Source organism: Pseudomonas sp. JE3303, from assembly GCF_056312565.1.
Genome location: NZ_JBWGIF010000003.1, coordinates 1 through 13066 on the forward strand (window position 1 = coordinate 1; position 13066 = coordinate 13066).

Consider the following 13066-nt stretch of genomic DNA (forward strand, 5'->3'; position numbering starts at 1 on the left):
GAAGACAGCGCTCCGGTCGCGGTATTGACCCTGGAGGCGCTGCGCGAGCGCCTGCCATCGTTGAAAGTGCCGGTGGTCGAACTGGACCGTCAGGACTGGCCTGACAATCCGCACAACCCGGCGGTCTCATCCCCGGACCAGCTGGCCTACGTGATCTATACCTCGGGGTCCACAGGCCAGCCGAAGGGCGTCATGGTCGAACACCGGACACTCAACAACCTGGTGGACTGGCATTGCCAGGCCTTCGACCTGCACGCCGGCAGCCACACCGCAAGCGTCGCGGGCTTCGGCTTCGATGCCATGGCCTGGGAAGTCTGGCCTGCACTGTGCGCGGGAGCGACCTTGCACCTGCCGCCCGAGCACATCGGCAACGAGCAGCTCGATGCGTTGCTCGACTGGTGGCTGGCCCAGCCGCTGCAAGTGGCCTTCCTGCCGACTCCCGTGGCCGAATATGCCTTCAGCCGCGACCTGCGCCACCCGACCTTGCAAACCCTGCTGATCGGCGGTGACCGCCTGCGCCAGTTCCATCGCGATCCAGGCTTTGCCGTGATCAACAACTATGGCCCGACCGAAGCCACCGTCGTCGCGACCTCGGGCCCGCTGCGACCGGGCGGTGCCCTGGACATCGGCAAGCCGGTCGCCAACACCCGTGTCTACCTGCTCGATGAGCAACGGCAACTGCTACCCCTGGGCGTCACCGGAGAGCTTTACGTCGCCGGTGCCGGCGTTGCCCGTGGCTACCTCAATCGCCCCGAGCTCACCGCCGAGCGCTTCCTCGACGATCCGTTCACGCCGGGCGAGCGCATGTACCGCACCGGCGACCTGGCGCGCTGGAACGCCGATGGCACCCTTGAGTACCTGGGCCGCAACGACGACCAGGTGAAAATCCGCGGCATGCGTATCGAGCTGGGCGAGATCGAAAGCCAGCTCTCCCAACTGCCCGGCATCGAAGAGACACTGGTGCTGGCGCGCGAGCACGAACCCGGCCAGCCGCGTCTGGTCGCCTACTTCACCTGCAGCAGCGGGGCACAGCCCCTGACGGTCGACGAGCTGCGCGCCGCGTTGCTGGCCCATTTGCCGGGCCATATGGTACCGAGCGCCTTTGTCGGCCTTGAAAGCTGGCCACTCACCGCCAACGGGAAGGTCGACCGCCGCGCGCTTCCGCTGCCTGCGCGCGACGCGCAGTTCGGTACGGCCTACCATGCGCCGCAAGGCCCCGTGGAGGAGGCCCTCGCCTCGATTTGGGGCGAACTGCTGCAGGTCGAGCGGGTGGGGCGGCACGACAACTTCTTCGAACTGGGCGGACATTCGCTGCTGGCGGTCACGCTGGTCGCGCGTATGCGTTCGCTGGGCCTGGAAGCCGATATCCGCGTGCTCTTCGCCCAGCCCACGCTGGCAGCCCTGGCGGCCGCCGTGGGCAGCGGTGCGAGCGTGTCGGTACCGGCCAACCTGATCGAAGCGCATTGCACGCGCATCACGCCAGAGCTGTTGCCGCTGGTGGCACTGGACCAGGACGCCATCGACCGGATCGTTGCCAGTGTCCCTGGCGGCGTTGCCAATGTGCAGGACATCTATCCGCTCGGGCCTTTGCAGGCGGGCATCTTCTACCATCACCTTTCGGCCGGTATCGAGGATCCGTACCTGTTGCAGGCGCAGTTCGCCTTTGCCGACCCTGCGCGGCTGGAAGCCTTCTGCGCGGCGTTGGAACAGGTGATCGCGCGTCACGATGTCCTGCGCACCGCGCTGTTCTGGGATGCGCTGGAGGCGCCGGTGCAGGTGGTCTGGCGGCAGGCCCCGCTGCAGGTCGAGCAGCTGTCCGCTCAGGACCTCGCCGATGCACCGGCACTGGACCTGACCAGGGCGCCGCTGCTGCGCATGCTGCATGCGGACGATCCCGAGCAGCCGCGCATCCTGGCAGTGCTGCAGTTCCATCACCTGGTCATGGACCATGTCGCCCTCGAACTGCTGGCCCACGAGCTGCAGGGCATTCTGTCTGGCCAGCAGGTGCAGCTACCGGTGCCCGTGCCTTATCGCAACTACATCGCCCAGGCGCTGCAAGGGCCAGGGATACCAGACCATGAGGCGTTCTTCACCGCGCAGTTGCGGGATATCGATGAGCCGACCCTGCCTTATGGCCAATTGGTTCTCGCCGACCAGGGCCAGCCTGATGAGGCCCGCTTGCCACTGGCCCCGGCGCTGAGCGGGCGCGTTCGAACGCAGGCACGGCTCATGGGCGTCAGCGCCGCGAGCCTGATGCACCTCGCCTGGGCGCAGGTGATCAGTCGACTCAGCGGGCGCGACAGCGTGGTCTTCGGCACGGTGCTGGTCGGACGGTTGCAAGGCGGCGAAGGGGCCGAGCGGGCCTTGGGGGTCTTCATCAACACCTTGCCATTGCGCATCGACCTGGGCGAGCAGCCGGTCCGCGAGGCGGTGCTGGACACCCACCGGCGACTGACCGGGTTGCTTGCCCACGAGCACGCACCGTTGGCCCTGGCACAGCGTTGCAGCGGACTGCCTGCGGGAGCGCCGCTGTTCAGCGCGCTGTTCAACTACCGGCATAACGCGCCGGCCATGGTCGAAGAATTCCCCGCCACGCTGGCATGGGAAGGCATCGAACTGCTGCGCGCTGACGAGCGCAGCAACTATCCGCTGACCCTGAGCGTCGATGACGATGGCCAGGATTTCAGCCTGACGGCGCACACGGCGCCGGGCATCGATGCGGGTCGGGTGTGCGGCTACCTGGAGTGCACCCTCGGGCAACTGCTCGATACGCTTGAGCAATCGCCCCAGCAGCCGGTTGGACGGCTAGGCATCCTGCCGCTGGCCGAGCGGGCCGAGCTGCTGGAGGGCTTCAATGCCCACATCACAGATACACCGGCGCCCCTCACCCTGCACCAGCGCATCGAACAGCAGGCCGTGCAACGTGCCGACGCGGTGGCCGCCCAGGTGGGCGAAGCGCGCCTGAGCTACGGGGAATTGAACCGTCGGGCCAATGCATTGGCGCATCACCTGATCAGCCTGGGCGTACGTCCGGACGACCGAGTGGCAATCATGACGGGGCGGGGGCTGGATACGCTGGTCGGTCTGCTGGCGATCCTGAAAGCCGGTGCCGGCTACGTGCCGGTCGATCCCGCGCACCCCGATGAACGCCTGCGCTACCTGCTCGAGGACAGCGCACCCGTGGCGGTGCTGATCCGCCATGACCAGTCGGGACGCTTGCCCCCATTGGCTATGCCGGTGATCGCGCTGGACCGGCCGGAGTGGCCCGAGCAGGGCGAAAACCCCGTCATCGAAGGCCTGGGCCTGGGTCACCTGGCCTACGTGATCTATACCTCGGGGTCCACCGGCCAGCCCAAGGGCGTGATGGTCGAGCACCGTACCCTCAACAACCTGGTGGACTGGCATTGCCAGGCCTTCGACCTGCAAGCCGGCAGTCACACCGCCAGCGTCGCGGGCTTCGGCTTCGACGCCATGGCCTGGGAAGTGTGGCCCGCGCTGTGTGCCGGGGCGACGCTGCACCTGCCTCCTGCCGAGGTCAGCAACGATCAGCTCGACGCGCTGCTCGACTGGTGGCTGGCACAGCCCCTGCAGGTGGCCTTCCTGCCGACACCGGTGGCCGAGTATGCCTTGAGCCGCGACCTGCGCCACCCGACCTTGCGCACGCTGCTGGTCGGCGGTGATCGCCTGCGCCAGTTCAATCGCGACCCGGGCTTTACCGTGGTCAACAACTACGGGCCTACCGAAGCCACGGTGGTTGCCAGCTCCGGTGTGATCGAGCCGGGCGGCATGCTGCATATCGGCAAGCCCGTGAGCAACGCCCGGCTCTATGTGCTGGACCAGCGCTGCCAGCCGGTGGCGCTCGGGGTGCCTGGCGAACTGCATGTCGGGGGCGCCGGGGTCGCCCGTGGCTACCTCAACCGTCCCGGACTGACCGCCGAACGCTTTGTCGACGACCCGTTCAGCCCGCTGCCCGAGGCACGCATGTACCGTACCGGCGACCTCGTTCGCTGGCTGGCCGATGGCAACCTGGAATACCTGGGACGCGACGACGACCAGGTGAAGATCCGCGGTGTGCGCATCGAGCTGGGCGAGATCGAACAGCAACTCGCATTGTGCCCAGGTGTCGGTGAGGCTGTGGTCATGGCGCATCAGCAGGACCAGGGTGCGTTGCGCCTGGTTGCCTACTTCACCCGGCGCGATGGGGCGCTCGATGGCGCGGCCCTGCGTGCTCACTTGCTAGCGCATTTGCCGGAATACATGGTGCCGGCTGCCTATGTGGGCCTGGATGTACTGCCACTGACCGCCAATGGCAAGGTCGACCGCCGTGCGTTGCCGATGCCGAGTATCGAGGCGCTGGCGGCTGCGCGCTTCGAGGCGCCCGCGACGCCGCTGGAAGAGCGCCTGGCCGGGCTCTGGGCGCAGGTGCTAGAGGTCGAGCGAGTAGGGCGGCACGACAGCTTCTTCGAACTGGGCGGGCATTCCCTATCGGCGATCCGCCTGGTCAGCCTGATCCAGAAGGCCGGGGACGTGCTGTCGTTGGCCGACCTGTTCCAGCATCCCAGCGTTGCCGCGCTGGCCACCGTGCTTGATGAACGTGCGGTAGCGCCGTCGGGCGTGCCGCAGCTCGTGACGGTTCGCGAGGGTGGCGGCGAGCCTGCGCTTTTCCTGGTGCATGACTTCACTGGCCTGGATGCCTATTTCCCGGTGCTCGGGCAGCACTTGCACGGCGATTTCCCGATTATTGGCCTGCCCGGCACGGGCCCAGGCGAAGTGCCCCCGCGCACGCTGGAAGGCCTGGCGGCGCGGCTGGTCGAGCAGATCCGTACGGTACAGCCCCATGGCCCGTATCGATTGGCTGGCTGGTCGTTCGGTGGCGTGCTGGCCTACGAAGTGGCGGCGCAGTTGCTGGGCATGGACGAGCCGGTCGGTTTCCTTGGCCTGATCGACACCTACGTGCCGCGCCTGACCGACCGCGGCAAGGCCCGCTGGCAAGGCCCGGCACTGCTCGAGCGGCAGTTGCTGTCACATTGCCGCGACCACGCCGCAGCATTGGGCGAGTCAGGCATGACGGCGATGGCTGCGGTGGAGGCCGGGCACCAGTTGCATGGGCTGGACTTCGACGCGCTGCTGCGGATGTGCCGCGAGCAGCAGGTCCTGCCCGAGCAGCTGGGGGAGGTAAGCGATGCGCAATTGCGGCATTACCTGGAGCGCGAAGTGGCCCACGGTCACGCCCTGGCGCATTACCGGCTCGAACCCCTGGGCGTGCCGGTGCACCTGTTCCGTGCCGGGCAACGGGTGCCTGAGCAGGCTGCGGGCAGCATGACCCTGGGCTGGAGCGAGACGTTGCCGAGTCAGGCAGTGAACTGCGTCGAGGTGCCGGGCGATCACGTGAGCATGATGCAGGCGCCCCATGTGCAGGTGCTCGGCAAGGCGATCTGCGAGGCGTTGTCGAGCTCAGTCCCCTGCGTGCAGCCGGCCTGGCAGCCGCTGCTGGCGATCCAGAGCGGGCAGGCGGGGCGCACGCCCTTGTTCTGCATGCCGGGGGCCGGTGACAGCGTCACTCGCTTCATCACGCTGGCCGAGGCGCTCGGGCCGGACATGCCGGTCTATGGGCTGCAGTCCCGGGGACTTGAGGGCACGGGCGTGCCGCACAGCCGGGTGGAGGCGGCGGCCGAATGCCATGTCAGGGCCATCGAGGCGGTGTATCCGCATGGCCCGCTCAACCTGGCCGGGCATTCCTTTGGCGGCTGGGTGGCCCATGCGATGGCGGTGAAGTTCGAGGCCCGGGGGCGGGAGGTTGCGTCGCTGACGCTGATCGACAGCGAAGCCCCGGACGGGCGCGGCACCTGCGGCCAGCCCTACACCCTGACCGCGGCACTGGAACTGTTGGCCGAAGCGTTGCAGCGCTCGAGCGGCAAGGACCTGGGACTCGAGCGCGAGGCATTTGCCGAGACCGATGACGCCAGTCAACTGCGGCTGTTGCAGGCGGCCATGGTGCGGGTGGGGCTGTTGCCGGAGCGCGCGGCGCCGCGGGTATTACAGGGGCTGGTCCGCAGTTTCGCCAGCGCGCTGCGGACCGTGTACCTGCCGCGCCAGGACTACAGCGGGCCGGTGAGCCTGGTGCTGCTGGCCGATCCTGAATCGGATACGGCCAGCAACGAGCATGAGCACGCCGCCATGATCGCCGGTTGGCAAAAGCTGATGCCGCAACTGCAGACGTGGCATGGGCCTGGGGACCACTTCAGCATTCTCAAGACGCCGGATGTATTCAGTCTGGCGGCGTGGTGGTTCGACACTCAGGCTGCGTGTTCCGGTGCACCGTACATCCAGCGCATCAGCGAGTGACGACCGCTGATGCCCAGCTTGACAGCCGCGCGCTTGAGGTAGCTGTCGACGGTGCTGGCTTTCAGTTGCAGGCGTTCGGCCAGCTCCGGCGCGGTGTGCCCGGCCAGCAGGCCGACGCACACCTGCAGCTCGCGTTCGGACAGCGTCAGGCCCGCATGGTCCAGGCGCTCTGCGAAGCGTGTCTGCAAGCTCTGCTGTACCGGAGCATGCCTGGCGGGAGTCGGCAGTACGCAAGCGGCTGGCTGGAGGGCGCGGAGGTGCTTTTCGAGCATCGGCAGCAGCAGGGGAGAAATCTCCTCCAGCAGGTTGCGCTCACGGGAGGAAAATCCCTGCGGCGGATGGGCACGGTACACGCTGATCTCGTATCGGAAACCATCCTTGCGGCGGGCCAGGTCCAGGCGGGCAGGACCCTCCTGGGCACAAGGCTGCGCGTGAGGTTCGCAGAACAGCGTTTCGCTGAGCAGGGTGGTGTCGGGGCCGAGGGGTGCTTGCTGTTCGACCCGTACCTGGCGCAGGTGCGTGGCATCCACGGTGAGCTGTGTGCGGATCAGGTCATGCAGCATTCGAGGAAAATGCCGGCTGCCGGTGCTGGCAACTACCTTGCCGATTTGCGCAAAGAGACTGTGTGCGTTCATTGATTCATCCATGAGGTCCGGTTTGGCGGCGCTCCCGTATTGCCTTGGGAGCCGGTGGTTATCCTAGTACAACGTTTGCATGACTGTTAAATGAACCTGGAGGGTCGCATACCAATATCAAGTGCTCGCTTCATGACGCGGGAAGCTCCGGTTCGCGCGCTGCCGAGTCGGGTATGATGCCTGTCTTTTTCCCTGATCGAGGCCTCTTCCATGACCCTGACCCGCGAACAGATTGCCGAATACCGTGCGTTCGCCGAGCAACTCGCCGATACCGCGGCCGCCGCGATCCAGCCGTATTTTCGTGCCAGCCTGGAGGTCGAGGACAAGGGCGGGCGTTTCTACGATCCGGTGACCGTCGCCGACAAGGCCGCCGAAGAAGCCATGCGCGCGCTCATCCAGGAGCGTTATCCAGAGCATGGCATCCTCGGTGAGGAGCAAGGCGTGGCCACTGGCAGCAGCCCATTGACCTGGGTGCTCGACCCGATCGACGGCACTCGCGCGTTCATCACCGGGCTGCCGCTGTGGGGCACGCTGATTGCCCTCAACGATGGCGAGCGTCCGGTGGTTGGCGTGATGAACCAGCCGTTTACCGGCGAGCGTTTCATTGGCACGCCGGAGGGCGCCTGGGCCCGAGGCACGCCCTTGAAGACCCGCGCTTGCACCGAGCTGAGTGCCGCGACCTTGATGTGCACCACCCCCGACATGTTCGATACCCCTGGCCGCAAGAGTGCCTTCGAGGCCGTCGCGGGCCAGGCACGACTGATGCGCTACGGTGGTGACTGCTATGCGTATTGCATGCTCGCCTCAGGCTTTGTCGACGTGATCGTCGAAGCCAGCCTGCAGCCGTATGACGTGCAGGCCTTGATGCCGATCATCGAAGGCGCTGGTGGAGTGATCACCGCCTGGGATGGCGGCACCGCCCAGCATGGCGGGGCGGTCGTCGCGTGCGGTGATCCTGTGCTGCATGCCAAGGTGGTCGAGATGTTGCGCCACGCCATGTAGCGCCGCTGTGTGGTGGATGAGATTCAGCTCGAATGGGCCACGCTGTCCTCTGGCAGCTCATCCTGCAGTTCCTCATCCTCCGCCAGACGCGTGATCACGCTGAAATCACTGATCTCCACCGATCCGGCCCCATACCCCAGCAGGTGGAAGGAAAACGCCTTGCGAACCTCCGGGTTGTCGAAGCGGAATTCGAACTCCAGCGGCCGGTCGGCGGTGACTACCATCTCGCGTGGCAAGCCGACCTGCACATCCTGCTCGAACTCCTTGGCCTTGAGCTGGATGTAGGCGTTGTGCTCGGGATCGAGCGTGCGTACTTTCAGGCGCACGCGGGTGTACGAGCCCTTGGGCATTTCCAGGTACTGCGCGCCGATCAGGTTGTCGGTCCAGTCGTCCCGCACGTTCTGGTGCAAGGGCAGCACATCCGCGCTGCCAAACTGGTAGCGCTGGTTCAGCGGTGAGCCGAGCAAGGACCGGTCGAGTGCTTCGGCGCGGGCGGTCATGCGGCGGGCGCCCACCGTGCTTTCGCGGCCAAGGTAGCTGGCCTGCTCGGAGATGAAGCCTGCGCTGGCATAGCGACGGCAGCGCTCCTGGAAGTCGCACTCGGTAAACGTGCCCTGGCCATCGTGGTAGCGCAGCTTGCCGTTGGTGAACGACATCATCTCGCGCCCGCTGGCATAGTCGCGCAGCAGCGACCGGCCGCTCATGGCCTCGGGAATGGGCAGCGCGAAATAGTCGAGCAACGAGGCGCTGAGGTCGACATGGCCGTATACCCCCGTTTTCAAGCGGGGCAGTTGCTCCTGCTCAGGCGCGAGCATCAGGTTGAAACCCCATGACGACGCAAGGCGCACGCCTTCGATGCCGTGGGATTCGTCCGAGGTCACCACCACCAAGGTGTCCTTCAGCACGCCGCGTTTCTCGAGCTCGTCGAGAAACGCGCCGACGGCGTCGTCCAGATAGGCGACCGCCGCCTGCTTGCTGGTGTCATACCGGTCCAGGTATTCCTGGGGGGCGGAGTAAGGCTGGTGGGTACCGACGGTCAACAGGGTGAGCATCCAGGGCTGGTCTTGCCTGTTGATCTGCCCGACATAGTCCAGGGCACCCTCGAAGAACGCCTTGTCGTCCTTGCCCCATGCAAAATCGAGGTAGTTGGGGTTGCTGAACCACTCCACGCCGTGGGTCGAGTCAAAGCCGATGTGCGGCATGATCTTGTCCTTGGCCATGAAGCGCAGGCCTGCTCCCTGCAGGAAGTGGGTAGCGAAGCCGTGCTGGCGTAGCTGGGCCGGCAGGCAGTCCTGGTTACGCGCTTGCTGGGTCAGCAGCTCGACGCCCTTGGGGGTGCCGTTGTCGAACTTGTCATAATCGCCACAGAGCATCGCGTAGAGGCCGCGGATGGTCTGGTGGGAGTGCAGGACGTAGTCCGGGGTGTTCATGCCACGCTCGGCCCAGCCGCTGAGCCTGGGCATGAGGTCTTCATCGAAGTAGCTGTGCAGCGCCTCGCGATTGGGTCGCACGTAGGCGCCCGGGATGCCTTCGAGGGTGATGATCAACAAGTTGCGCGCGCGCCCCGGAGCGCTCAGCAGTTTTTTGCCACCCAGGTCCGAGCGCGTCAGCCCGGCCATCACCGGAGGTTCCTGTGGCGCATCACCCAGCCACCAGTCCTCGGCCTGGCGTTGAACATCGCCGACGCCTGCCGCCATCAGCTGGTGCGGCAGGTTGAACTGGCGCCATTGGTCTGCATCGCTGGGCGCCAGGTGCTCGGCACCCCAATGGGTTACCAGCAACAGCAGCGGTGCGGCCCAGGCCGCGCGGGGCAAGGGACGGATGGGCCGGGCCCGGTTGACCCACCGGATCACGGCCCAGCCCCCCAGGCCCACTGCAAGCAGGCCGCCCAGCCAGGCATGCGCCAGGCCGCCACCAGTGGAGTTTTCGACGAAGCTTGGGTCGAGCAGGTAATGCAGGTCGGACACCGCGGGCAACCTGCCCACCGCGCTGACCAGCTCGGCGGTGGCGACCGTCAGGCCCGCCCAGAAAAGCAGTACCAGGAAGGCCAGCCAGCCAGGGCGGCGATGCAAGAGCAGCACCAGCAGGCTGCCCATGGCGAGGTCCGAAAGATAACCGTGCGGATCAGACCAGCCCAATGCCAGCCGCACGCAGGCAGGCAGCACCAGGACCAGGCCGGCAATGCTGGCCAGCCGTGCATGGGGGTGTCGAATCCAGCCAGAAAAACCTTTCACAAAAATTAACCTTCCCGCCATCAAACCATCACATAAGTATGAGGGATGATAACAGGCACGGTTCCAAGGCGCGGCGCCAATGGCCGCAGGGCCTCAGTCGAGCAGTTCTCGCACCGCGGCGAAGGCCTGTGCGCGCCGCTGCGCCCAGTCCCCCTCGACTACCTGAACAGGCTGGCCATGCTGGTGCAGCCACTGCTGGGTGTCGTCGAAAAAGCCAAGGCGCTCGTCCAGTCTCGGCTGGCAGCGTTGGCCGTCACCTATCCAGTCGACCCCAGACGGGCTGAGCAGCAGATGCAGGTCGTAGTGCCGCTCCAGCAGGGCCTGCTCGATCCACGCCGGACAATCCCCGAACAGCACTCGGCTCCAGAGCATATTGCTCAGCAAATGGGTGTCCAGGATCAGCAGGCGCGGCGCCTGCTCGCGGGCGTGGTCCTCCCACTCCAGCTGGCCCCGGGCGATGGGGGTGATATCGGCGTAGCAGGTGTCCCGCTGGTGCTGGTCGATGAAGTGACGCACATATTCCCCCACCACCTCGCCGCCGAAATGCACCTGGATCTCGGCGCTCAGCCAGCTCTTGCCGCTCGACTCCGGCCCGCACAGCACGAGCACCTTCATGCCGTCACCAACGCGCGATCACGCCGCCATTGCTGCCAGCCGCGCAATGCGATCAGGGTGAACAGGGCATACAGCGCGGCGGTCAGGTACAGCCCTTTATAGAGGAACAGCCCGACAAAGATCACATCCAGCAGCGCCCACAACGGCCAGCATTGCACGCGTTTCTGCGCCATCCACACCTGGGCGACCAGGCTGAAACCGGTAAGGGCGGCATCCAGCCAGGGCTGCGCGGCGTCGGTCCAGGTCGCCATGGCAGCGCCCAGCGCCAGGCTCGTCACCAGCCCGATGAGCAACCCGCCGAGCATCGGCGCTGCGCCCAGGTGGCTGACCTGGCGGGCATCCTCGACCCGCTCGGGGCGAGTCCACTGCCACCAGCCGTACAGCTGCAGCAGCGCATAGACCAGTTGCAGGAGCATGTCCGAGTACAGCTTCACCTCGAAGAATATCCAGCTGTAGAGCAGCACCATCACCAAGCCGACCGGCCAGCACCAGGGGTTCTGCTTGACCGTGAGCCACACGGCGATCACGCCGAGCACGGCGGCGAAGAGTTCGAGGCCGGACATCGGCGTTCCTTGGCAAGCGAAGAAGGCCGCGATGCTACAAGCTTGGAGCAGCGCGCTTCAAGCCGTGTCGCACGGGTTCCTGAAGCGCCGCTGAGGATGTAGCGGTCAGCGCGAGCCATTGCCAGAGCTCTCTGGTAGGATCTCGGCCGCATCAATCAATACACAACGGACCTGCACTGCGCAGCGTTTCATGGGGGAAGAATGGATTTTTGGAGCGCCTTGCAGGCAGTCATACTGGGTATCGTCGAGGGCTTGACCGAGTTCTTGCCGATTTCCAGTACCGGCCACCAGATCATCGTGGCCGACCTGATCAATTTCGGTGGTGAACGGGCCATGGCCTTTAACATCATCATCCAGCTGGGTGCGATTCTCGCGGTCGTGTGGGAGTTTCGGCGCAAGATCTTCGACGTGGTGCTTGGCCTGCCGCGCGAACGTACCGCGCAACGTTTTACTGCCAACCTGCTGATCGCGTTCATGCCGGCAGTCGTGCTCGGTGTGCTGTTCGCCGACCTGATCCACGAGTACCTGTTCAACCCGATCACCGTGGCTGCCGCCCTGGTGGTAGGTGGCGTGATCATGCTCTGGGCCGAGCGCCGCGAGCACCGTGTCGAGGTCGACCATGTCGATGAAATGAACTGGAGCCATGCCTTGAAGATCGGTTTCGTGCAGTGCCTGGCGATGATTCCAGGCACCTCGCGTTCCGGTTCGACGATCATCGGCGGCTTGCTGTTCGGCCTGTCGCGCAAGGCGGCGACCGAGTTCTCGTTCTTCCTCGCCATGCCGACCATGGTCGGTGCGGCGGTGTACTCGGGCTACAAGTACCGCGATCTGTTCCAGCCGAGCGATTTCCCGGTGTTCGCCATCGGCTTCGTGGTGTCGTTCATCTTCGCCATGATCGCGGTGCGTGCCTTGCTCAAGTTCATCGCCAACCACAGCTACGCGGTGTTCGCCTGGTACCGCATCGTGTTTGGCCTGCTGATCCTGGCGACCTGGCAGTTCGGCTGGGTCGACTGGGCCACGGCGCAGGGCTGACCGTGGCACGCAGCCCCTCCACCGCGCGCAGCGCGTCCAGCAAGGAAGTTACGCTGCGGCATCCCCGCAGCAAGTTGCTGGCCTTTGCGGGCTTGTGCGCGCTGCCGGTGGGCGGGGCGGCGCAGCTGGGCCTTGGCGGGCACTCATGGCTGGCACTGCTGGCCTACGCGCTGCTCAGCCTGGTGACCCTTCTGCTGTACTGGAAGGACAAGCGCCAGGCCCGCCAGCAGGGCCAGCGCACGCCAGAAAAGGTCCTGCATGCCGCCGAGCTGTTCGGTGGCTGGCCGGGCGCCTTGCTGGCCCAGCAACTGTTCCGGCACAAGACACGCAAGGTGTCTTACCAGGCGACTTTCTGGGTGATCGTCGTTGTGCACCAGGTGGTTTGGGCTGACTACTTGCTGCTGGATGGGCGCTGGGCGAGTAGGGTACTGGCGCCGCTGCTTCCAGGCTGAACAAGCGCAGCGTACTTTACATCTGCACGTCTGGCCTGGGTGGGAAGCGCCCCGCTCCGATGCCACCTTGGCTGTCGCTGCATGCCGAGATACATTACAGCACTGCCTCCCGGCAGGTTCGGATACGAGAGCACGGATAACGTGTCGGCTTGGTGTGCAGGCCAAGGCCACGTCATGTGTCATCTCAC

At 65.8% G+C, this 13066-nt stretch carries 8 protein-coding genes; 4 read left to right on the forward strand and 4 right to left on the reverse strand.

What is annotated here, in order from left to right; genetic code table 11:
• Positions 1-6345, forward strand: a 6345-nt coding sequence (locus tag AC0ZZU_RS05430) for a non-ribosomal peptide synthetase (RefSeq protein ID WP_476339504.1), incomplete at its 5' end; no start/stop codon positions are given.
• Here the strand turns inward: AC0ZZU_RS05430 and AC0ZZU_RS05435 are convergent.
• A complete protein-coding gene (locus AC0ZZU_RS05435) occupies positions 6297-6980 on the reverse strand; it encodes a helix-turn-helix transcriptional regulator (protein WP_476339505.1) in 684 nt (227 codons plus the stop codon). The two genes, AC0ZZU_RS05430 and AC0ZZU_RS05435, sit on opposite strands and share 49 nt — an antisense overlap.
• A gap of 210 nt (positions 6981-7190) precedes the next feature.
• Here AC0ZZU_RS05435 and hisN point away from each other — a divergent pair, with 210 nt between their 5' ends.
• Positions 7191-7982: a histidinol-phosphatase gene (gene hisN, locus AC0ZZU_RS05440; protein ID WP_476339506.1), complete on the forward strand. Its 792-nt coding sequence runs from the start codon at positions 7191-7193 to the stop codon at positions 7980-7982.
• 23 nt (positions 7983-8005) lie between these two features.
• Here the strand turns inward: hisN and AC0ZZU_RS05445 are convergent, their stop codons facing one another.
• The 3 genes from AC0ZZU_RS05445 to pnuC form a co-directional block, all read right to left on the reverse strand.
• Positions 8006-10237 (reverse strand): LTA synthase family protein, encoded by a 2232-nt coding sequence (locus tag AC0ZZU_RS05445; RefSeq protein WP_476339507.1) that lies wholly within the window; start codon positions 10235-10237, stop codon positions 8006-8008.
• 72 nt (positions 10238-10309) lie between these two features.
• Positions 10310-10831, reverse strand: a complete 522-nt coding sequence (locus tag AC0ZZU_RS05450; protein ID WP_476339508.1) for an AAA family ATPase — start codon at positions 10829-10831, stop codon at positions 10310-10312.
• The gene (pnuC, locus tag AC0ZZU_RS05455) at positions 10828-11394 is read right to left on the reverse strand and encodes a nicotinamide riboside transporter PnuC (protein WP_476339509.1); all 567 of its coding nucleotides are present in this window, start codon (positions 11392-11394) and stop codon (positions 10828-10830) included. Before pnuC ends, AC0ZZU_RS05450 begins: the two co-directional genes overlap by 4 nt.
• A 201-nt stretch (positions 11395-11595) precedes the next feature.
• Between pnuC and AC0ZZU_RS05460 the strand changes: the two genes are divergently transcribed.
• Together AC0ZZU_RS05460 and AC0ZZU_RS05465 are read left to right on the forward strand one after the other, a co-directional pair.
• Complete coding sequence (locus AC0ZZU_RS05460) at positions 11596-12426, forward strand: undecaprenyl-diphosphate phosphatase (protein WP_158458183.1); 831 nt, start codon at positions 11596-11598, stop codon at positions 12424-12426.
• Entirely contained in the window at positions 12423-12878 is a 456-nt protein-coding gene (locus AC0ZZU_RS05465) for a DUF1294 domain-containing protein (RefSeq protein WP_476339792.1), read from the forward strand. The genes AC0ZZU_RS05460 and AC0ZZU_RS05465 overlap by 4 nt, the downstream gene beginning before the upstream one ends.
• Positions 12879-13066 lie beyond the last annotated feature (188 nt).